Raw genomic sequence first — 22,231 nt, forward strand, 5'->3', positions numbered from 1 at the left:
CCAACCAGTTATGATATGAATTGAGCTGGTAGTAATATCAGCTGTTTATTTACAGGTGTTTGTAAGCGTATACAATATAATTACAAACCCAGGGATGGAGGAATGTTACATGAGATTATTGTTAATGAGTCACGGAAATATGGCGGTTGAGACTTTAGCTAGTGCGGAGATGATTCTTGGACATATTGATAACATGAAGGCTATTGGGCTTCAACCTAATCAAGGTCCAGAAGATTTACAGGCCGAAGCAGAGCAGTTTATCAATGACAACCCCAATAACGAAAAGACAATGGTGGCGGTTGATTTACTAGGTGGAACCCCCTCCAATGTTGTGGTTCGTTTGATGGCTGAACATCCAGAACTTGAAGTAGTTAGTGGTTTGAATCTTCCCATGGTGATTGGTTTTGCCAATCAAGTAATGATGGGAATGGAAGTAAGTAAACAATCTGTAATTGACGAAGCACAAAATGGAATTATTGACGTAAATGCAAAACTAAACGGGTAAAAAATATGGCAGAAACCTATCAATATTCATTAAGATTCGCAATTGATCCTTTTAACTGGAATGAAGAACGAGCGAAGAAGTTAATTAAATTTTGTCAGGAAGCTCGAATTGACAATGTAGTCTTTTTTATTAACCCAGAAGAGTTAAACCAAGGGCATCTTACCATCGATCAAGTTAGAACGCATTGGTTGCCTACGGTAGCAAAGGTTTCTAAACGGCTAGCAGAGATGGACATAACAACAAGTTTAAATCCATGGACAACGCTGATGCATAGCGATCGTGGACAAAAGGTTAGTCCAGAATTGGGATTTGGAACGATGGTTGATTATCGAGGTCAACACGCTGAATCCATCGCTTGTCCTGCAGATCCTAGGTGGGTTGAATATATTGCTGATATCTACGGTGAATATGCCAAACTCCAACCTAAGGAATTATGGCTGGAAGATGATTTTAGACATTACAATCACACACCAATCAAACTTGCATGTTTTTGTGAGCGGCATATGAAGATTTATTCGGAAAAATTAGGACGTAAGGTAACCCGTACTGAATTTGTCAAAAAGCTCTTACAACCAGGGGAACCCACGCTTGAACGCAAAATATATCTCAGTGTTGCGCGAGTAGAAATGAAAAAAGTTGCCCGTTTAATCCAAAAGACGGTCGCTAGAATTTCTCCCACCACAAGGTTGGGTTTGATGAGTTCTTTTCCCGAATGGCATGCAGTTGAAGGACGCGATTGGGACGGTCTATTTGATAGTTTATCTGGTACGCATTTACGAGTTAGTCGACCACATTTACCAGCATATAACGAAGTTTCTCCTTTACAGTATTCACGAGATTTTGAACGTTACTCCAGAGTGACTACGGAATTAGTTGGCAAAAATTCAGACGTATATCCTGAGCTGGAAAGTTATATGTATTCGCCATTTGTTAAATCAAGAATGTTTACTAAATTACAATTGGAAAGTACACAAATGCTGGGCGCTACGGGAATTTTGCTGAATTTATTCGATATGATGGGGAATGGAATCGATGAAACGTATGGCTATGCTGAATTATTGGCAGAATCCAAAGACTTAATGAATTTGGGAACTCAACATCGATTGAATTTGGAACAACTCGATGGAGTAAAAGTTTTAGTATCTCAGGATGCCTCGTTTAACCTCCAGACTACTAGAGGCGAAAACCCAGAGGAACTCTTACCTAAAGAGTACAGTTGGTTATCACTTTTGGGTAGTTTAGGAGTGGCATGTAAACCGGAAAAATGGACGAATACAAGCAATTTTGAAAACGAAGTGTTAGCGGTTAGTGGCCAATTTTTTAACAATCTAAATGATGAACAAATCACAGCATTGCTTAAAAAAAATGTCATGTTTTTAGATGGTGAAAGTGTTCAAATTCTGTTCGAAAGACCAACGTTGAGAACATTAATTGACGCAGAAAAATTGGAAATTAAGCGGGCTCGAACCAATTATCAATCTTACGAACAAATTGATGGAATGGTCATTGATCAAATTGAGAATCCGCGAGTCACCATGCTTCAACATACGGGGGATTATTACAAAATCGCTTATGAGAATGCAAATAAAGTTGAAATTTTATCAAGTGCATATAGTGCGAAGGCTGAAAAATTAGGACCAGTGATGACCATTATCAATGGGCGGACGGTAATTTTACCAATGAATACCGACCCTAAATATGGTTGGGAATCGCAATATTATTCAATTAAAGCTAAGCTTTTAAAACTTATTTTAAATAAAACTACGGATATAGATTACGTAGTTGATATGGCTGGAACTAAGATTACGGCGTCTTCAAATCAAATTGTACTTTCAAATTTCACGATTGATGATCAAAAACAAATTCAAATTCATTTATCTAAAACTAAGCAACAACAAGATTGGAAACTTTACTTCCATGAAGGAGCAAAACTTCAAGAGTTAGCGGTTAAACCGGAATGGATTGAGCATGATGTATTAACCATCCCATATCAACTAAAAGGCTTAGAAACAGTAATTTTATTAGCATAGTTTTGAGAAAACAAAGGAGTGAGTAGTATGACAATTTCAGCGGTACGAATTGATGGACGGCTAATCCATGGACAAGTAGCCAATTTGTGGACAACGAAGCTCGGTGTAACAAGAATTATGGTGATTGATGACAAAGTGGCTGCAAGCGATATTGAAAAATCGGGTTTGAAATTAGCTCGACCAGCTGGTATTGATTTGAGTGTGCTCTCTGAAAAGGTAGCTGCTGATCATATTAAGCGTGGCGGCTATGATTCGCAAAAAGTATTTATTGTGGTTAAACGGCCACAAGTATTATTGGACTTGGTTAACGACGGAGTGAAGTTAGAAACGATTAACGTCGGAAATATGTCACAGACGGATGAGACGACTCAAATCACTAATTCTATTAATGTAGTGCAAGACGATGTAGATGCATTTAAGGCACTACATGAAAAAGGAATTAAAATCACTCAGCAAATGGTTCCTGGTGATCAAGCCAATGACTTTATGGCAATTTTGAAAAAATTTGATACTAAAAAATAAGAAGGAGGCGTTCTTATGGGTTCAGGTATTGCAATATGGCAAGTAATTATTTTAACAATTTATTCAATGTACCAGATTATGGATGAGTTAACGCTCCAAACTAGTTTAAGTCAACCAATCTGGGCCGGGATTATTGCCGGTTTAGTAATGGGTGATCTTAAAACGGGTTTGATCATTGGTGGTAGTTTGCAATTAACCGTGCTTGGGGTAGGAACTTTTGGAGGAGCTTCTAAAATTGATGCAAACTCAGGAACAGTTATGGCTACGGCTTTTGCGATTGGGACGGGTATGAAACCCGAAGTTGCGGTTGCAGCTTTAGGGGTTCCGGTTGCTAGTTTGATGATTCAGACTGATATTGTTGCACGTTTCGCTAATACTTTCTTCCAACACAGAATTGATAAATTAATTGACGAAGAAAATTACAGTGGTATAGAAAGAAATTACCTTTATGGATATCTTCCATGGACATTATCACGTGGTATTCCTGTATTTCTAGCACTTGCGTTTGGTGGTCCATTTGTACGTACGGCTGTAGATTATATGAATACCAACTTAGCTTGGTTGAGTAACGGTCTTGCAACTGCGGGTGCGCTTCTTCCTGCCGTTGGTTTTGCTATCTTGCTTCGTTATCTACCAGTAAAAAAACATTGGCCATACTTAATTTTAGGTTTTGTTATCACAGCAATGCTTTCAACAATTTATGGCAATGTAACCCTACTTGGCACAACTATTGCCGGAATGAATGCAAAGTTCACGACCGTTTTCGCAAACCTTCCAATGTTAGGAATTGCTTTGATTGGTTTTGCGCTAGCTGCAATGCAGTACAATCGTTCCGTTAAAGAAAGCAATTTAGTAGCTGCACAACCTAAACAAAATGCTGGTGCAACAGATTTAGATGAACAGGATGGTGAGATTCATGGCGACGAACTCTAATAAGACTAATTATAAATTAACTGATAAAGACTTTAAGCAAATGAATATCCGTAGCCTCTTATTCAACCAAGTTGGATGGAATTACGAACGTATGCAAGGATCCGGTTATCTTTACTTAATTCTTCCCCAGCTCCGTAAAATGTATGGTGACCATACTCCCGAGCTGAAAAAAATGATGAAAATGCAAAATCAATTCTTTAATACAAGTAACTTCTTTAATACTATTATTTCAGGAATTGATATGGCGATTGAAGAAAAAGAAGGTGTTAATTCACTTGAAACCGTTGCGGGAATTAAAGCTGGTTTAATGGGACCTTTTGCCGCAATTGGTGATTCAATTTTTGCCGCTTTGGTACCTGCTATTATGGGAGCAATTGCTGCTAATATGGCGGTTCAAGGTAACGTTGTAGGTGCTATTTTATGGATGTTAGTTAACTTCGTTATTATGTGGTTCCGCTGGATTCAACTGAAATTTGCCTACAAACAAGGGGTAAGTTTAGTTAATGAAATGCAAGGACAGCTAAATGCTTTGACGGATGCAGCAACGTTACTTGGAGTTTATGTCGTAGGTGCTTTAGCAGCTACTATGGTTAATACTCATGTGATTTTCGTAGCACATTTAGGGAAGATGACCGTTAACTTACAAGATAAGATTGATATGATCATGCCAAAATTGGTCCCTGCTTTAATTGTTGGAGCAATCTATTGGATGCTTGGTCGAAAGAGAATGACTTCAACAAAAGCTATCTTTATCGTGATTATCGTGGCAGTTGTGCTATCAGCACTTGGCATAATCGGTAAAGCTTAACATTAATTGCCACTCAAAACCTAAATTTGGTATATCATATAAATTATGAATCAGATTTAGAAAGTGTGGTAATCAAACCATGGGATTTAACTATAATGAAAAGCAACCTGTATATGGACAGCTTGTTGATGAATTAAGAAAACAAATTAAAAATAACTATAAACCAAATGACAAATTATTATCCGAACGTGAAATTATGAGAAAGTATGAAGTGAGCCGTAATACGGTTCGCGAAGCCTTAAGTGAACTAGAAAACATTGGGTATATTTACCGCCAGCATGGTAAGGGGACTTTTGTAGCAAGTTGGATGGATGATACGACTAAAATTGGTGATGAATATAGTTTTACAGAACAAATGAAATCGCTTGGTCGCAAACCGGAAACAAAGATCATAGAAATGTCAGAGCGTAAAGCCGATGAATATTTTAGTGGCAAGCTAAGAATTAATGTTGGAGATCCCATTGTTAAACTCAAACGGCTCCGTTTGGCGGATGGAATGCCAATGATGATTGATCGAACTTACCTTCCTGCTGAAAAATTTGAGAATCTGTCAATTTATGAGTTAGAAACGAAACAACGTGCGCTCTATAATGTTTTTCTAGAAGACTATGGTGAAAAAGTTCGTCTAGCAGATGAAATGCTTTCAGTAGGGATTATTAGTGATAAAGATGCCGATTTATTAAAGATTGCACCTAATTCACCAGGATTCATGCTCCGTCGAACAACATACAATCATAAAAATGAAATCATTGAATATACCATTAGTAGCGCTCGTGGTGACCAATTTGTTTATAACATTAAGTATAAGCATTGATGGATGAGAGGAGAATTCCCACTATGTACAAAATGACTGATAATGAATTAACCCAAATGGGTGCTGTTATAACAACTCGTGAAATACAACAAGAACCAGAACTATGGTTAGAAACTTTTAAAATCTACCAAGAAAAGAAGCAAGCAATTGATGCTTTTTTAGGAAAGATTGAAAACGAATTCAACGAACCGGTACGAGTTATTTTTACCGGTGCTGGTTCTTCAGCTTATGTTGGAGATACAGCGATGCCATACTTAACTGAAAATGGTGATCGAAACCATTTCCGTTTTGAAGCAATCGATACAACTAAAATTGTTTCTACCCCTAAACAATATCTTGAAAAAGATACACCAACGATTTTAGTTTCGTTTGCAAGAAGTGGTAACAGCCCCGAAAGTGTAGCAACGGTAGATATAGCTGAAAAGTACGTTAAACATCTATATCAAATAACCATTACATGTGCTCCAGAAGGTAAACTTGCGCTCCATGCCCAAGAAGATGATAAAAACTTAGTTCTAATGCAACCAGCACGTTCCAATGATAAAGGTTTTGCAATGACTGGTAGTTTTAGCTGCATGTTACTCACAACGTTATTAGTTTTCGATGCTCAACATTCTGATGAACAGAAAGAAACTTATGTTAACGCCATCAGTAAAATGGGTCATGAAGTGATTGACCGGGTTGATGATATTCAGAAATTGGTTGATACCGATTTTGAACGAATCGTTTATCTGGGATCTGGTGCATTGGGTGGACTAACTCGTGAAGCACAATTGAAGGTTTTGGAACTAACAGCTGGACAAAAAGTGACCGTTTTTGATACTTCGATGGGCTTCCGACACGGTCCTAAGTCATTTGTTAATAGTAAGACACTCCTCTTTGATTTCGTTAGCAACAATGCTTACACTCGTCAGTATGATGTGGATATTCTTGAAGAAGTGGCAGGAGACGAGATTGCACCAGTCGTTATGGGCATCGGTGTTCAATCAGCCCACAACTTTACAGGTAGCAACTTTAATTTTGCTAATGGAGATGATTCTATCCCAGATGGTTATATGGCCTTCCCTGATGTAATGTTTGCTCAAACGATCTCCTTACTATCATCAATCAAGGTTAAGAATACACCGGACACTCCTTCAGCAACGGGGACAGTTAACCGAGTAGTAAAAGGTGTAACAATTCACGATTTTGAAGGATAGGAGCGAGAAGTTTGGAATATTATATTCATGCAGAAAAATTCTTTTTAGGTAGTAATGTAGAAATGGGAGGTTATCTCCAAGTTGTTGATGGTAAATTTAGTAGATATCAAAAAAATCAACCAGATGGAGATATCGTAGAATATAGTGATAAATGGATAGCTCCTGGGCTAGTGGATACCCATATTCATGGCTTGTTGAATCACGATGTGATGGATGCAAGTGCTGAAGGAATTGAGGCCATGGCTAATGGGCTACTAAAATGTGGGGTAACTTCGTGGCTGCCAACGACTTTAACGGCTAGTTCAGAACAGTTGAAAGAAGTGGTTCAAGTAATTAGCAAGAACCTTGATCATTTTGAAGGGGCTAAAGTTCAAGGTATTCACTTTGAAGGACCATATTATACTGAAAAACATAAAGGGGCTCAAAATCCGAAATACTTCGAAAACCCTAGTATTGAAGAATTTCACGAATGGCAAGCAGCAGCTAATGGCATGATTCGTAAAATTTCGATTGCACCAGAGCGTGATGGTGCAGTAGAATTTACGGCTCAAATTAGCTTTGAAGGGGTTACGGTAGCTTTAGGACACAGTGATGCAACCTTTGAACAGGCCAAGGCTTGTGTTGAGGCTGGGGCAACCATGTTCACTCACACATTTAATGGGATGAGTGGATTAGATCATCGCGAACCTGGTATGGCAGGTGCAGCTCTAAGCTTACAAGGTGTAACAGATGAATTAATTTGTGATGGGCACCATGTGAATCCATATGTAGTCAAGATTCTACTGGATGCCAAAACTCCTAGTAAGGTAACTTTAGTTACGGACTGTATGAAAGCTGGTTTAATGCCAGATGGCGACTATATTTTAGGAGAATTTCCAGTTATTGTGCAAAACGGTACGGCTCGTTTGAAAGATAGCAGTCATAGTTTAGCAGGCAGTATCTTACTATTAAAAGACGCCATAAAGAACGTGGTTGATTGGAATGTAGTTACTCCTGAACAAGCTATACAGATGGCCACCGCAAATGCGGCCGATAGCGCAGGAATTGGGGGCAAATGTGGACACATTTTACCAGGCCGCGATGCTGATTTTATTGTGTTAGACCGAGAAATGAAGCTAGATAAGACATACCTAAATGGCGAAAAAGTGGTTGGATAATAATTATTACAAAGACGTAGTAGAGGATAACCCAAACCTCTTATACGTCTTTTTGATTGTTTAGGGCGTAGGAAGTTTTTAATAAATGAAGTAATAACCTTAAACGTCCTAGATTAAGGTTAGGAACTCGGAAAGAAGTGAGGAATAAAGCAGTAGAGACAGCGAAACACCCATCTAGGGAAGTAGATGGGTGTTTCTTTGGGTAAGAATATTACGTCACGTAGTTTGGGAAAGCTGTGCTTCGGGAAGTACTACGCAACTAGGGTAAGAATATCTAATGGATGATAATCGGCTTAGGGAGTTACCTACATCCATTAGATTATCTATAATATACTTCAAGTTGGAAACGCTGTCAATGGTTAATAGGGTATAATGATGATTTTTTTAAATAATTCAGTCTGATTAAATTACGCACAAATATAAATTCTAAAGCAACAAAAAAAGTAGATCTGGGGAAGCAGATCCACTCTTTGGGTAAGAAGGGTATATGAGCACTAATAGGGTACTTGAAAGGCTCATTCAATACCCATACTAGAGCAATTATGGGCTGGGAAACCTATGTTCTAGTACACCTACAATATACCTCGAACTGAAAACGCTATCAACCAAATGATCCCCCATATGTGAGAAATTAGATAGGTTTCACGTGAAATCATATCGTTTCCAACATTTTAAAAATGCGGAGGTAATGATTGCTTTTATTTTTAAGATGAACTCTGGGTATCAGCTAGAAAGAGATGCAATTAAAATTATCTATCATTTAGTTCTAAACTTCTATCCGTAAAATTTTTTGCTATATGTTGTGAATATTGCATAAACTCTTTAATATCTGCTGGCGAAAAATCTTTAAAAGCGGTTTTTTCCACATCGTTCCATACCTTAGCGGCCTGAATAGCTAACGCCTTACCTTTAACGGTCAAACTAATTATGGTTACCCGCTTATCTTCAGTAGATTTATGAGCATTAATTATTTCAGCTTTTAGTAATCTTTTTACAGATTTAGCAATCGTTGAATGATCCACACAGAGCGCTTTAACCAGCTCATTTTGTGAGCGGTTATCTTTGCGCAATAGCTCTACCAGGATTAAATCTTGCCCCGGATAAAGTCCAAGTTTGCGAATTTCTTTGGTGGCGAGGTTTCGATGACTCAATACCAAATTTATAATTGATGATCCTAACGGAAAATCAAGATTAATGTCCATTATTTTCCTCCATAACCAGCGCCGTGTTTAAACAAACATGGTGATGTTGTTAAATTTCTTTCTATATTATCAACCAAATTAAGTTAAGTTTCAATAAAAAGGTTGCCAACCACTTAAACTCAAATTTAAGCACACTTTCCTACAATAAATGTTGTTTTATATGCAAGATGATCCAGGAAGCTAGAGACATAAAGTAAGAACTATAGGTGTGATACAGAGGAGGGCTATTTTTTACGAAGGTGGGTCTGTTCGGTCTTTTGTTCATTTTTTTGATATTGATTGTCCCAAATGCTGAGGAGGAGAATTTCTCCCACAACGAGAATAATTAAAAAGGCCCAGAAACTAGCTTTTTGAGCAATTAAATAATAGTACAGCATACTGCCCGCAAATAAAATTGGAATTACTGCACCTGAATATTTATATTTAATACGACTGCAGAGGTACTGTAACCCCGCAATAGCGATAATAAGTAAAGTTCCAATTACGCTACTCATAATAAATATTTTCTCCTTTGATTTGGTAGACATTGATACTTATTGTTCTAATAAACTAATTATAAAAGGAGATTAACTTAAAATCTATGTTAGCTATTAAAAGTCATCAAAGCTTAACATAGTAGTTTATCCAAATAAGATATAAAAAATTTAATAGATTTAGTTTACATTTTTAATTTTGATTCGTTATTAGTAAGTGTAAGTCGTCGCGACACTTATATTAAATGATAAGAAATGAGGATGAAAACATGGTTAAAACTTGGTTGAAAACAGGAATCAGTATCACAATGGAAGGCCCAGATCATGAAAAAGGGGTTCGAAGAGCTTTTTCAAACGTGGCGCAAACAGTCACTGCCGAACAAGTAACGGAACTGGCTAAAACACTTGAAATGGTGTCTACTGATAATGTAACTGATGCTCAAATTACAACAACTGAAAAAGTTATCTTAGAAAAGTAATCAAAACTAAATAAACCAATTGGCATTCATATATCAAGCTTAAAAATTTTGGAGGAGTAACTATGAAACTATTAGACTTAGAATTTACTAATGCAGCTGGGAAAGCCCAACATCTAAAAATTAATTACGTAAAACAAGGTTTGGATGAAGCAACTGTTCGACAAGCAATGGACAAATTAAGTGCGGCTAAGCTATTTCAAAAAGATGGTGAAGACATGTATGTAACACCAAAAGCAGCGCAATACGTAGAAACAATTCACGAACCTATCTTTACAGAAAATAACTAAAGTTTAAAAGTCACGGCAGAAATATAGTGTCCTTAAAAGATAGAATTTGGGGACAACTATAAAAAAGCTGTGGCTTTTTATTTAACAAAATTTAAAACTGGTGTTATAACATAGTCGTGGGGTGCAACAAAAATGAACGACATCATTATTATCAGATGATGTTCACCCACGCATTTTGGAGGCTTTTAATATGGCAACAACATTAAAGACAGAACTTCTTGATCAAAAGATGACAGAGGTATTTGACTGGAGTAACGATCAAACGCCATTAAGAGACGCAATGTGGAATCATGTAATGGATGACAACGGTCATGATACGATGAAGACCATTGCGGAGGCCAAAAAGTGGGAAAATATGAACGATGCAGAGCTCAAGAAAACTGCAGAACAAATGTTAAAGTAAAATCCTAAGGCCTATAAATTCACCTTTTAAAAACTGGAGTAAGCGTATTAATTATGCTTATTCCAGTTTTTTTTGTTTTTTCAAGTAAATTTAATACCAGTAATTAAATTATTTAAATTTGGGAAAATGTTACAAAAAATAAACATTGTATAGACGTTAATTGCTGGTTATAATCGAACTGGCATATATAATTTTAAAGGGGTATAGATGAGTGACATTTCACGGTAGGCGATTAAATCGCAAAGGGAAAATCTGGTTGACGGGATTTTTGCTAATTATATTTTCGATCACATTATTGATTGTAGAAGTGCACCATCTTTTACACCCGCGCTCTGAGACTACAACGCACATTACAACCAAACAAGCACCAAATTCAGGATTTAGTAAATATATGGATAAAAAAGTTGGCAAGTTAAGCCAAACGAATACTGATTTAAAAAATGAAAATTTTGATTTTACCATTTATGATGTCGCCAAGCAAAAACGTATCGTTGGAGTCAAGGCAAGATTAGCCAAATGTATACAGCAAGTACCGTTAAAGTTCCAATTTTAATTGGATTACTCCATCAAGATGCTAAATTAACAGCTAGTGATAAAAAATTAGTTGCGGGAATGATTCGTCAGAGTAGTAATGCTGATGCTACGGCTATATTTAAAAAAATTGGTGGAGTTAGCGGATTAAATGCTACTTTTGCTAGACTGGGGATGGATCATAGTCAAGCTAGTAGTAAGTGGTGGCTTTCAACAGTTAGTTCCGAAGATTACATTAAATTATTGAAACATCTTTTTGTAAAGTCGAGCAAAATTAGTCGTACAGGTCGCAATTATATTATTTCAGAGATGTTTCAAGTTAATTCAAAACAACAGTGGGGAATCAAGGGCTTTAGCGATACACCTAATTTCTTAGCCAATAAAAACGGCTGGACCTTATCTGGAAGTTGGATTATGAATTCGATTGGGGCTGTCGAAGTTAATGGACATCTCTATTTGATATCCATTCTGAGTGATAATCATCCAGATGGTCGGGGGAATGTGGGGCTCAAAACAGCTAAAAAAGAAATGACGTCGCTGGTGCGCATAGCTGGTGAATACATCTTATAAAACAAAAAATGATGAACGCTAAACTTTAAGGTTTAGCGTTCATCATTTTTTATATTAGAGATTTTTATCCATGTTAAAGGTTAGTTTTGATAATAACAAACCAGAAGCTAACAAATCGTTAAAATGGTTCATCGTACGTTCTTTCATTGCTTTAACAGTAGCATGGTTGGCTTCTGTTAAGAATTGAGTTAGCGCATCGCCTTGTAGATTAGCAGCTTGAGCATCAATTTCAGCAACGCGTCCACGAAGGAACTCTTTTGAGGCGGTGACGTAATCAACGTTGGTTTGGATGAAGTTACTGTAGTGTCCTTCAACTACTGAGCCAACGGCACGATACATCCAGTAAGCATCATCAAGGTTCATAGTAGCTTTAGTAGCACGATAGCTAGGATCTGTATCGGTCGCATTATTGAAGAAAGGTACGTAAGGGCTGAATGCTGGAACCCCGAAGTTTAGCCAGAAGATAGCTGAACGATCTTCGGGGACATCATTACGAATTTGAAGTACGTGAGAATTTTGAGTACGGTTCATTGAAATTGGACGGAACTTCAATCGATCAGCGTCAGCACCATGACCAAATGGATCGTACTTAGTTTCGTTATAGTGTGAACTTAAAATGGCACCGACATCTTCCACGGTGATTTTACGGCTAGCTTGACGAATAAATGGTAAGTCTGAAGATTGTGGGTCTTGTTCAATCTCTGGATTCAAATAATGTTGGCCATACCAAACACGAGGAGTGTTGTAATGACGGTCTTTTTCTGTATCTGTACCGAAAATACGACGGAAATTCCAGCCTTCGTGATCAAGGTTTAAATGATGTTCTTCAACAAATTCTTGGATGCCATCTGACCACATGAAATTATCTGGATCATCGAAATCGACTTGTTGAATGGCAACTTGGTTGGCAGCTACCGCATAAGAATCATCAGGAATTCGTTGAGCTACCCAATGATGACCAGTAACAATTTCCATGTACCAAACATCATTTTTGTCACTAAAAATCACACCGTTACCTTCAGGTGAACCATATTTAGCGATTAATTTTCCTAAATATTCAACGCCTTCTCGAGCAGAATCGATGTATGGTAGGACCATCGTAGGCATTGTATCTTCAGCTAAACCATTAGGAACCAAAGGATCGTAAGCCAAAGTATTTGGGTTACCGTAAACACTTTCCGTAGCACTCATGGCTACGTTTTTTTCATTAAAACCACTTTCGTCGTAAATACCATCTTTATCGGGATCAATATTAGGAACGGCACTATGGCGATATCCGTTAGCTGGTAATTTGGCTGTGAAACCATTTTGAGATGAAACGATGGTTTCATCTACACCTGTTTCAGCGGGATGCATATAAAAACGATGTGGAGCTAGTGGTAAAAATGTATCGTCATTGCGGGCAACCATAGTTGAGCCGTCAATTGAAGCATTTTTTCCGACTAGAACAGTTGTACAAGCTTTTTCAATCATATATTTAAATTCTCCTTAAAAACTTATAGTTGTTTCCAAGTATATTCTAACGCTAATTTTAGATTTATAGTGTTTTTTTGGAAAAGAATTATAATACATAGAGGGAGGAGACTGACATGGAAATTCCAACGATTTACAAGATGATGTATCAGAAAATGGGTAAACAGCCGTGGTTGGAAGAGTGGCAAGAATCGCCATGGGAAGTAGTTTATGGTGGCATCCTAGTCCAAAATACAAGTTGGGTCAATGTCGCACCAAGTTTAATGAATTTAAAGAACAACTTTAATTTTGATCCACATCGGATTTTGCGGCTTAGTAATGAAGCGTTACAAATTCAAATCCGTCCCAGCGGTTTTTATACGCGAAAATCGCAAACCATCCAAAATGTCCTAACTTGGGCACAAAAATATCAGTTTTCAATCGAAAAAATTGGAGCATTGCCAACGTTGCGCCTACGTAAAGAATTATTGGCTTTGGTGGGGATTGGTCCAGAAACGGCGGACTATTTGATGATGTATGCATTTGACCATGCAGGTTTTATAGCTGATAAATATAGCCAACGAATTTTTGAGTGGATGGGACATCCATTACCATCTAAGTATGAACAGGCCAAAAAAGAAGTTGAAGCAGCAATTAATTTAACCGATGAAGAATGGAAAAATTTTCACGCGATGATTGTTAACTCTGGTAAAGAAATTAAAACTAAAGAAGAATTTGTGAATGAATACATTAATTCTTGAAATAGGGGTTAGCAAAGCATTCTAGGCGTTGTATACTAAATGTGAATACAATAACGAGGAGATAAAAAATTATGATTGATGTTGATGCTCTAAGCAAAAAATATCCAGCGATTAAGCAGATGCAAGCTTACGAACCAATTTTTTGGAAGAACCTGAATTATAAAAAGGAAGCTGAATTACCGGTTGGAGTTGAACATATCTTCGATGCTGAAGCTCGTTTTCAACGGTTTGCACCTTATTTTGAGGTAGCATTCCCAGAAACTTTACCAACACATGGAATTTTAGAATCCCCTTTGCTCAAAATGGATAAGATGAAGGCTGTTTTAAATGCCGAAGCTCAAAACCAAGTTAAGGGTGATTTGTATCTTAAGGCTGATAATTATCTACCAATTTCGGGCTCAATTAAGTCACGTGGTGGAATCTACGAAGTGTTGAAATTTGCCGAAAAAGTAGCAATGAAACACGGTGAAATTGTATATGGTGATAATTATGCTAAATTAAATGAACCACGCTTCAAGGATTTATTTGGACAATATGGAATTGTCGTGGGCTCAACGGGAAATCTTGGACTATCGATTGGTATTGTAGCTTGCAAACTAGGTTTTAGAACTAGCGTACATATGTCGAGCGATGCCGCTCAATGGAAGAAGGATATGTTACGTGAAAAGGGCGTTAATGTTGTTGAATATAACGACAATTTCACTCATGCTATTACAGAAGCACGTAAATCTGCTGAAGCAGATCCTATGGCTTACTTCATCGATGATGAAGGGTCGTACGATTTATTCTTGGGATATTCGGTTGCTGCAGTTCGTCTTCAAGCTCAATTGAAGGCTCAAAATATCAAAGTTGATGAAGAACATCCATTATTTGTATATCTACCTGCTGGAGTAGGTGGTAGCCCTAGTGGTGTAGCCTTTGGTCTAAAGAAGATTATTGGCGAAAACGTTCATCCAATTTTTGCGGAGCCAACTCATATTCCATCAGTTTCGCTAGGAATGATGACTGGCTTAAATGATCAAATTTCAGTTTATGATGCTGGAATCGATGGAGTAACTAAGGCTGACGGTCTTGCTGTTGGGCGTCCATCTAGAATTGCTGGTAAGATGATGGATACATTATTATATGGAATTCAAACTTTTGATGATCAAAAGATGATGAAGAATGTTGCAGAATTGCATGACTCAGAAAATGTGGATGTTGAACCATCAGCTGCTTCTGGTTTTACGATTTTAGATGACGTTCAAGCTCAATTGGAACAGGATTATCCAATGGAAAATGCTAGCCATATTGTTTGGGCGACGGGTGGTAGCATGGTTCCTAAGAATGATATGGACCAGTATGTGGCTGAAGGACATCAAGTTAAATAATTGAATACTAGGATATAAAAAAAGGTGAACCTCTATGGGTTCACCTTTTTTTTTTATTTCTTTTTAGGCAATACGATTAATTTATATAACCAAGTTGTTAGGAAGTAATACAACAGATATAGTACAACAAAAATTATGATTGGATATTGGATGTTTTGATAAGGATTATTATTGAAGAAGCTCTTAAACATTTGGAGTCCAAAGAGTACATCAATAATTCCTAGGATACCTGGAAGTGCAAATAGCACAAAGATTTCACGATTGATACTTTGGTTTAGTAGAGAACGACGAGTACCAACCTTAGTTAGCAAGTTATAACGAATCCGGTCTTGTTGAGTTCCAGAAAGAATCTTGAACATCAAGCAACTTGCTAGCATTGCTAGGAATGCAATTCCTAAGAAGTAGCCGATAAATTCTAGTCCACCATAGATCCCACTAATCATTAAGAAGGCAGGGAAAGTACCAGCACCAATGCCGGTTTCATCCATTGTTGGATAAGCTTTAAGTTGGAGATGGTTTAACTTCTCTAAAACAGTACGGTTCTCAGCAATACTTTTAACCGTAATTAAACTAACAGAACCTTTTTTGGCGTTAATTTTATTAAAATCGTTTGTGGCATAGAATTTAGGAGCCGTGTCTAAAACAGAACCACCTAAACTTACAAAATCAAATTGGCTGCTAACTTCTTTTTTAAGCTTGCTGACAGAAACTGGAACGTTTTTATACGTATTCATAGTACCAGACTTACTTTGAGTTGTTTCAACAATCTTATATGGATGTTGAGCAAATTGATCTTCATTATAGATAACGTGGTTACCACTAAACTTTTGGTCATATTTAACGACTGTACGATCAGATAATTGTTCGATCAAACCTTGCTCTTTAGCTGTTGGATTGTTAATAGCAATAGTATAGGAACTATTACTTTTAGCCAATGAATCGATTTGACGATTGAACGCAGAGCCCACGGTAATGGCCCCTAACGCTAAGGCGAACAAGAGGGACGTAATTGTTAAAATCTTAGTATAATCCTGAACGCGGAACATAATTTGAGATAAAGTAAAGTTGTTTAATTTACGACGTGCCCAATTAGATTTCTTAAGACGTTCGATAATAAGGATCATGCTTGAGTGGAAAATTAAATAACTACCTAGCACGATAGTAACTAGAGCAATTGGAATAGAAGTTAATTGGAAAGTTGCAATTTGAGCTAGAGCATAGTAACCAATTCCAATTAAAATTACTCCAAATATTCCCGCAAAGTAAAGCCCAATTCCATGAGCCTTAATTTTGTTAACTGTATCATTTTGTTTAAGCAATTTGAGTACCGGAGTACGAATTAATGATTGAAGATTAAAAATTGCGGCAATGATAAAAAGTACTAAGTATAAAACAATGGTTGTCAGTACTGCTTTAAAATAGAATGGGTTAAAATGATGAAGCGCAATTCCAAGGTGTGAGAATAGTAACTTAGAAAGTCCCCCTGTTAAACCAATTCCCAGCAGTAAACCGATTGCGGTAGCAATGGCACCAACGACTAAAGTTTCGAAAACCATCAATGTTCCTACACGACGTTTTTTGGCTCCTAACATCATAAATAAACCATAATCGTGAAGTCTCATGTTTAATAAGAATGAATTAGCGTACATGACGTAAACTAAAGTGATAATTACGAGTAATACCTCACCAAAATAAAAAACAGGAACAGCGAATCTAAAAGTAGTATTACTTTTAATAAAGCTTTCGTTGGTTGCCAAGTTGGCAAACATATAAAAGATAGCGGAAGACATTACAAGGCCGGTCAAGAGAACGATGTAGTCCCGTAATCGATTTTTGATATTTGAGAGTGCGAGTCTAGATAGCATGTGTTCGCCTCCTATTGTTCAAAAGTTCCGAGTTTTTCAAGAATATCTTGGTAAAACTCAGTCCGTGAAACTCCGTTGCGACGTATTTCTTGACCAATAACGCCATCTTTAATGAACAAAATCCGATTACAGAAACTAGCTGAAAAGGGATCATGAGTAACGAGTAAAACAGAAACGTTTTGTTTTTGATTAATGTCGGTTAGAAGTTCAAGCAACTCACGAGCACTATTAGAATCAAGTGCTCCAGTTGGTTCATCTCCTAATAACAGTGCTGGTTTGTGGACAATTCCACGGGCAGCTGCTACTCGTTGCTTTTGTCCACCAGAAAGTTCTGTAGGATACTTCTTTAAAAGGTCTTGAATGGATAGTGTTTCAGCCACAGCAGTAACCGCTTGGTTAATGGCACTTTTTTTAACCCCTTGAAGTGATAGAGGAAGCGCAATATTTTCTTCAGCTGTTAGCGTTTCTAGCAAATTAAAATCTTGGAAAATAAATCCAATTTCATTTGCCCGGAAATCCGCAATTTTGTCGCCTTTAAGGGTAGTAACATCTTGACTATTAATCATGACCTTACCACTAGTAGGTTGGTCTAAGGTAGCAAGCATATTGAGCAAAGTTGTTTTACCAGAGCCGGAAGCCCCCATGATTCCGACAAATTCGCCTTGTTCAACATTAAAATCAATTCCTTTTAATGCCTCGTATTGTTTTTCGTTTTTCCCCCCGTAAGTTTTACGTAAACCCGAAACGCTAACGATTGGTTGATTAATCATAAAAATCCTCCTCCTGAATTACTTAATTACTTGTGTAACTAACTATATAGATAAGGGAGTAGAATGTCAACTACAAAGTTTTTCGCCAATATGCTAGATAAATTGTTACAATAGTTTCAGAAAGCGTTTTCTATTAGAAATAATAAGGAGTGGACCCCTATGCTACATATGATTGGAATTATATTAACGATGTTATACGGCGGTTTTTTGATTTTTAGTGCCTACAGGATTGGGGTACAAGTTGAAACATGGATTACAGCTTTAAATGTTATTGTAGGTGCCTTGATGATTTTGACGTTGGTTCAACCGTGGCTGGGAATTATCGGATTGATATTGGCGTTACCAGTGGCATTAATTAATGGACAACTAATTTTTTTCAATATCAATTGGAATCATTTTATAATTCGAATAATTATTACCATTGGTTTAATTGTAATGATGCTGAAATAGGAATTTTGTACAAAAAAATGCGCTAGATGCGCATCATCGGGTTAATATTCACGAATTTTTGGTGGAACATAGGTGTCCATAAATTCTGCAATTTGTTCAACGGAATCACTGAAAAGGAGCTTTTGCCGAGCTTGACTGGTAAGAAAACCTTCGACCACCATATGATCATACATGTTTTGAAGATTATCATAGTAGTGATTAGTATTGAAAAGGACACATGGCTTATTATTGTCACCAATTAAAGACCAAGAAAATACTTCAGAAATTTCCTCCAACGTGCCGGGACCTCCAGGTAAGGCAATGAAACCATCTGCCATATCCATCATTAATTGCTTACGAATTGACATATCTTTGACTACTTGGAGATTTGAGACAGCTTGATAGCTTGCGCCCCGTGCTGCTAAATTTTCAGGAATAATACCATCGACATGACCACCATTTTCAATGACAGTTTTGGCGATGAATCCCATCAAACCAAATTGCCCACCTCCGTAAACTAAGCCAATATTATTACTAGCCATCCATTTACCTAACTTACGGGCGCTGTTAGCGTAGGTTGGATTGTTGCCGGCGGCTGCCCCACAATATACTGCAATTTTTCTCAAAATAATCACTCCTTAAGACAAAGTTAAATTAATCTTATCATCAAAATTTAAGCGCGAAAAGTGAATTAGGTAATCGTTAATTTAAATTCATTTAGTAACTTCGTTATTTATAACAGCAATAATGTTAAAGTTGTGTCATAATAATTAAGTGCTTTTTGAACTTTTAATAAAAAAAGTGAGAACATTATAAATAACGCATAGATAAGGGTCTAAAGCCGGTACTTTAACAAGTTTAAGAATACGCAGCATTTGGGTATTCCGAGGAATAGATTGTGGGGAATAAAATTTGGTTTATTTAAATGTTAGAGGTGCGAAAAGATGAGAAGATCTGACTTACATGGGACTTCTATTGAGATTGAGCGAAAGAATGTAGGAGAACGACGCTATATCACAGGCTTCGATGGACTACGAGTGATGGCATTGCTAGGAGTTATTTTCTACCATCTGATGTCTTTTACCGTTCCTGGAGGATATTTGGGGGTTCCCATCTTTTTTGCCGTTTCGGGTTATCTGATTACAGATATTTTTATACAAGAATGGGATCGAACCGGAAAAATAAAATTGGGTTCTTTTTACATTCGGCGATTACGTCGACTATATCCGACCCTAGTTATGGTTTTGGTAACAAGTACAGCCTATATGACACTTTTTGCGCAAAACCTACTATCCCATATTAGAAATATTATCTGGACTAATTTAGTATTTGTGTATAACTGGTGGCTTGTAAATAATGGGCAGTCCTATTTTGATCGCTACAATGGAGAATCACCATTCACGCATTTATGGTATTTATCGGTGTTGGCCCAGTACTACTTTATTTGGCCATTGATACTGATAGTATTATTGAAAATTTTTGGAGAACGTCGTGTTCAAGCGAGTGGAATTCTATTTTCTCTTAGTATCATTTCATCGATGCTGATGACCATTCTCTATCATCCAGATACAGTTAATCGAGTTTATTATGGTTCAGACACACGAGTTGCACCATTTTTGATTGGAGCAGCGTTAGCTTTTATTTGGCCGTCGACTCGCTTGAAAAAAGCGCTAAATGCGAGAACTAATTTAATTGCTAATATACTGGGTGGTATATTAATCCTAGTCATGGGAATTACATTCTTTACTATGCCGGGGACCACCGCAACGCCATATTATGGTGGAATTTTCATATTCTCTATTCTGGCCGTTTTAATGATTGCGATCATCGCTCATCCGTCGTTTATGTGGAATCGCCTGTTGACTAATCCTGTATTCAAATGGTTGGGAAGTCGGTCTTATGGGATTTATATGTATCAACTACCAGTAATGATTTTTTACGAACAAAAAGTTACTAATATTGCGGCTCATCCAGTTTTAAACACTTTAGCACCACTAGTAATCATCTTAGTAATTAGTGAACTTTCTTATCGTTATATTGAAATTCCACTAGCTAAATTTGACTATCGGCAAACTTTTGCACTAGTGAAAAAGATTTTTGATTTGAAATCTAACTTACAATGGCGTCGATACTTGGCAATTCCAGCTGTTTTAGTGGTTTTAATTGCTCTATTTGGTGCAGTTACTTCACCAGAAAAAGTGGTTCAAAAAACAGATGGATTACAAACTAAATTAGCTAAAAATAGTAAAGAGGCCGACAAGAAAAACAAAGAAGCTTTGGAAAAACAAAAGGAAACTAGTGCAGCCAAAACGAAGCAAAAAAAGGCTAAACTAACGAAACAAGAAAAAGAAATCGCTAAAAAGTATCAGTTGACTGATCAAGAAATGAAATTTGCTGCCGTAACTCCATTAACCGGAGTGGGGGATTCCGTTCTCGAAGATACGGGAGCAGACTTGCAGGAAATTTTTCCAACAGCTTATATGTCATCAAAAGTTGGACGGCAGGTTGATGAAGCGCCTGGTATTATTGCCGAATTAAAACGTCAAAAAACTTTAAGTGATAATGTCCTAATTAATTTAGGGGCCAATGGTCCGATTTCTGATAAGGACGTTAAAGCAGTCGAAGATGCGGTAGGTTCTAAACGTCATATTTTCTGGGTTAATGTCCATGTTCCAACGAAGACATGGGAAGGATCGGTAAATAAGACGTTAGATAAAGCGACTAAGCAATACAAGAATTTGACAGTAATTGACTGGTTTACACCTTCTAAAAATCAATCTGGTTGGTTCTATGGAGATTATGTCCATCCTAATCCTGATGGTTCCAAGCAATATGCAACAATTGTTGCTAAAAAAATCATTAAAACATTGAATAAATAAAAAAGCTTTGGTAAAAGGTTGTTAGCATTCACGATGGGATGCGCCCTTTTATCAAAGCTTTTTTGGACTTTGAAATGAAAAATGATGTCTAAAGGTTGGAACTACGTGTTGATCGGACCAACCTTGAACGTAACCTTGGGTAACAAAGGCCCAAACGGTCCCGAAACCAAATGACCATAATCGGCCGCCGTTAGCAAAGCAGCTAAGAGCGGTGATGATAAGTGGTGGGACATAACTAGCCCATTGTGAAACTGAGGCTAAACCGTGAAGATATCTAAAACGTAGAATGTAGGAAAGATCATCGTTGGGATGCATAATCAAATTTGCCCGTTGATAGAGTGAAACAGCTACAGCCACGCCCAATAAACCAATAATATCCAGAATAACAGAAGTTAAAAGCTGCCAAGGATGTTGAAAATTAGCTTGCAACTGGCTGATTTTTAAAGTATCACTCCAAAAAGGGGTGAACCATTGGACGAGATAACTAAACGGTACAACAAATAAAATGTTGCGGGCAAAACGAGCCCAATCCAAATGGCGCGATAAAAGCATGGTCAAAAAAGCTACTGAAACTCCGTATAAAACTAAAACCGTTCCCATCACGTGATTAGCAATTGCAGGGCTGGTGGTATGAGCTACCCAATGTGAGAGATTCACTGCAGAACCCGTCCAGACGGCGCTACCTAAATCCGTAGCAATGGATAAAGCGTTGGCCGCCGAATTTAAAATAATAGATATGACAAGCCAAAAGAAACGTCTTTTGACGTCAGCAGTTTTCAAAAAAATTCATCT

At 37.3% G+C, this 22,231-nt stretch carries 24 protein-coding genes; 17 read left to right on the plus strand and 7 right to left on the minus strand.

Features of this window, described 5'->3' with window-relative positions:
- The first annotated feature begins 109 nt into the window (after positions 1-109).
- The 8 genes from IV86_RS00600 to nagA all read left to right on the plus strand — a co-directional run bounded on the left by IV86_RS00600 (position 110) and on the right by nagA (position 7,968).
- Entirely contained in the window at positions 110-505 is a 396-nt protein-coding gene (locus tag IV86_RS00600) for a PTS sugar transporter subunit IIA (protein WP_011673859.1), read from the plus strand.
- A 5-nt stretch (positions 506-510) separates the two neighbouring features.
- Positions 511-2,535 carry a hypothetical protein gene (locus IV86_RS00605; protein WP_029257576.1) on the plus strand — a complete coding sequence of 675 codons (2,025 nt, stop codon included), beginning with the start codon at positions 511-513 and terminating at the stop codon, positions 2,533-2,535.
- A 27-nt stretch (positions 2,536-2,562) separates the two neighbouring features.
- Entirely contained in the window at positions 2,563-3,057 is a 495-nt protein-coding gene (locus tag IV86_RS00610; RefSeq protein WP_002834170.1) for a PTS sugar transporter subunit IIB, read from the plus strand.
- A gap of 15 nt (positions 3,058-3,072) precedes the next feature.
- Entirely contained in the window at positions 3,073-3,990 is a 918-nt protein-coding gene (locus IV86_RS00615; RefSeq protein ID WP_002834169.1) for a PTS mannose/fructose/sorbose/N-acetylgalactosamine transporter subunit IIC, read from the plus strand.
- Positions 3,974-4,798, plus strand: coding sequence for a PTS system mannose/fructose/sorbose family transporter subunit IID (locus tag IV86_RS00620; RefSeq protein WP_011673857.1), 825 nt, complete (start codon positions 3,974-3,976; stop codon positions 4,796-4,798). Before IV86_RS00615 ends, IV86_RS00620 begins: the two co-directional genes overlap by 17 nt.
- A gap of 79 nt (positions 4,799-4,877) precedes the next feature.
- Complete coding sequence (locus tag IV86_RS00625; protein WP_002834164.1) at positions 4,878-5,612, plus strand: GntR family transcriptional regulator; 735 nt, start codon at positions 4,878-4,880, stop codon at positions 5,610-5,612.
- Between the two features lie 23 nt (positions 5,613-5,635).
- A complete protein-coding gene (locus IV86_RS00630) occupies positions 5,636-6,811 on the plus strand; it encodes an SIS domain-containing protein (RefSeq protein WP_002834162.1) in 1,176 nt (391 codons plus the stop codon).
- 11 nt (positions 6,812-6,822) lie between these two features.
- A complete protein-coding gene (gene nagA, locus IV86_RS00635; protein ID WP_056979288.1) occupies positions 6,823-7,968 on the plus strand; it encodes an N-acetylglucosamine-6-phosphate deacetylase in 1,146 nt (381 codons plus the stop codon).
- A gap of 749 nt (positions 7,969-8,717) precedes the next feature.
- Here the strand turns inward: nagA and IV86_RS00640 are convergent.
- Together IV86_RS00640 and IV86_RS00645 are read right to left on the minus strand one after the other, a co-directional pair.
- Positions 8,718-9,170, minus strand: coding sequence for a MarR family winged helix-turn-helix transcriptional regulator (locus IV86_RS00640; protein WP_002834159.1), 453 nt, complete (start codon positions 9,168-9,170; stop codon positions 8,718-8,720).
- A 224-nt stretch (positions 9,171-9,394) separates the two neighbouring features.
- Positions 9,395-9,664, minus strand: a complete 270-nt coding sequence (locus IV86_RS00645; RefSeq protein WP_011673853.1) for a hypothetical protein — start codon at positions 9,662-9,664, stop codon at positions 9,395-9,397.
- A gap of 248 nt (positions 9,665-9,912) precedes the next feature.
- Between IV86_RS00645 and IV86_RS00650 the strand changes: the two genes are divergently transcribed.
- The 5 genes from IV86_RS00650 (at position 9,913) to IV86_RS00670 (ending at position 11,913) form a co-directional block, all read left to right on the plus strand.
- A complete protein-coding gene (locus tag IV86_RS00650) occupies positions 9,913-10,122 on the plus strand; it encodes a DUF1659 domain-containing protein (protein ID WP_002834156.1) in 210 nt (69 codons plus the stop codon).
- 62 nt (positions 10,123-10,184) lie between these two features.
- Positions 10,185-10,409: a DUF2922 domain-containing protein gene (locus tag IV86_RS00655; RefSeq protein WP_002834155.1), complete on the plus strand. Its 225-nt coding sequence runs from the start codon at positions 10,185-10,187 to the stop codon at positions 10,407-10,409.
- A 190-nt stretch (positions 10,410-10,599) separates the two neighbouring features.
- Positions 10,600-10,812 carry a P8 family protein gene (locus IV86_RS00660; protein ID WP_002834154.1) on the plus strand — a complete coding sequence of 71 codons (213 nt, stop codon included), beginning with the start codon at positions 10,600-10,602 and terminating at the stop codon, positions 10,810-10,812.
- 211 nt (positions 10,813-11,023) lie between these two features.
- Positions 11,024-11,365, plus strand: coding sequence for a hypothetical protein (locus IV86_RS00665; RefSeq protein ID WP_029257570.1), 342 nt, complete (start codon positions 11,024-11,026; stop codon positions 11,363-11,365).
- Entirely contained in the window at positions 11,329-11,913 is a 585-nt protein-coding gene (locus tag IV86_RS00670; RefSeq protein WP_002834152.1) for a hydrolase, read from the plus strand. The genes IV86_RS00665 and IV86_RS00670 overlap by 37 nt, the downstream gene beginning before the upstream one ends.
- A 54-nt stretch (positions 11,914-11,967) precedes the next feature.
- On the opposite strand, the gene IV86_RS00675 is transcribed toward IV86_RS00670, so the two are convergent.
- Positions 11,968-13,386 (minus strand): C69 family dipeptidase, encoded by a 1,419-nt coding sequence (locus tag IV86_RS00675; RefSeq protein ID WP_023440835.1) that lies wholly within the window; start codon positions 13,384-13,386, stop codon positions 11,968-11,970.
- Positions 13,387-13,502: 116 nt separating this feature from the next.
- Between IV86_RS00675 and IV86_RS00680 the strand changes: the two genes are divergently transcribed.
- Positions 13,503-14,126 carry an endonuclease III domain-containing protein gene (locus tag IV86_RS00680; protein WP_002834150.1) on the plus strand — a complete coding sequence of 208 codons (624 nt, stop codon included), beginning with the start codon at positions 13,503-13,505 and terminating at the stop codon, positions 14,124-14,126.
- 71 nt (positions 14,127-14,197) lie between these two features.
- Entirely contained in the window at positions 14,198-15,496 is a 1,299-nt protein-coding gene (locus tag IV86_RS00685; RefSeq protein ID WP_002834149.1) for a D-serine ammonia-lyase, read from the plus strand.
- A 53-nt stretch (positions 15,497-15,549) separates the two neighbouring features.
- On the opposite strand, the gene IV86_RS00690 is transcribed toward IV86_RS00685, so the two are convergent.
- Together IV86_RS00690 and IV86_RS00695 are read right to left on the minus strand one after the other, a co-directional pair.
- On the minus strand, positions 15,550-17,361 hold the full coding sequence (locus tag IV86_RS00690; protein ID WP_056979289.1) for an FtsX-like permease family protein: 1,812 nt from the start codon (positions 17,359-17,361) through the stop codon (positions 15,550-15,552).
- Positions 17,362-17,372: 11 nt separating this feature from the next.
- Positions 17,373-18,131 (minus strand): ABC transporter ATP-binding protein, encoded by a 759-nt coding sequence (locus IV86_RS00695; protein WP_002834147.1) that lies wholly within the window; start codon positions 18,129-18,131, stop codon positions 17,373-17,375.
- A gap of 159 nt (positions 18,132-18,290) precedes the next feature.
- On the opposite strand from IV86_RS00695, the gene IV86_RS00700 reads away from it, so the two are divergent.
- Complete coding sequence (locus IV86_RS00700) at positions 18,291-18,581, plus strand: hypothetical protein (RefSeq protein WP_011673848.1); 291 nt, start codon at positions 18,291-18,293, stop codon at positions 18,579-18,581.
- A gap of 41 nt (positions 18,582-18,622) precedes the next feature.
- Here the strand turns inward: IV86_RS00700 and IV86_RS00705 are convergent, their stop codons facing one another.
- Positions 18,623-19,186 (minus strand): LOG family protein, encoded by a 564-nt coding sequence (locus IV86_RS00705; protein ID WP_002834144.1) that lies wholly within the window; start codon positions 19,184-19,186, stop codon positions 18,623-18,625.
- A 318-nt stretch (positions 19,187-19,504) separates the two neighbouring features.
- On the opposite strand from IV86_RS00705, the gene IV86_RS00710 reads away from it, so the two are divergent.
- Positions 19,505-21,439, plus strand: a complete 1,935-nt coding sequence (locus IV86_RS00710; protein WP_029257566.1) for an acyltransferase family protein — start codon at positions 19,505-19,507, stop codon at positions 21,437-21,439.
- Between the two features lie 51 nt (positions 21,440-21,490).
- Here IV86_RS00710 and IV86_RS00715 read toward each other — a convergent pair whose 3' ends face one another.
- Entirely contained in the window at positions 21,491-22,219 is a 729-nt protein-coding gene (locus IV86_RS00715; RefSeq protein WP_002834142.1) for a DUF6198 family protein, read from the minus strand.
- Positions 22,220-22,231 lie beyond the last annotated feature (12 nt).

Source organism: Pediococcus pentosaceus, assembly GCF_001437285.1.
Taxonomy (GTDB): domain Bacteria; phylum Bacillota; class Bacilli; order Lactobacillales; family Lactobacillaceae; genus Pediococcus; species Pediococcus pentosaceus.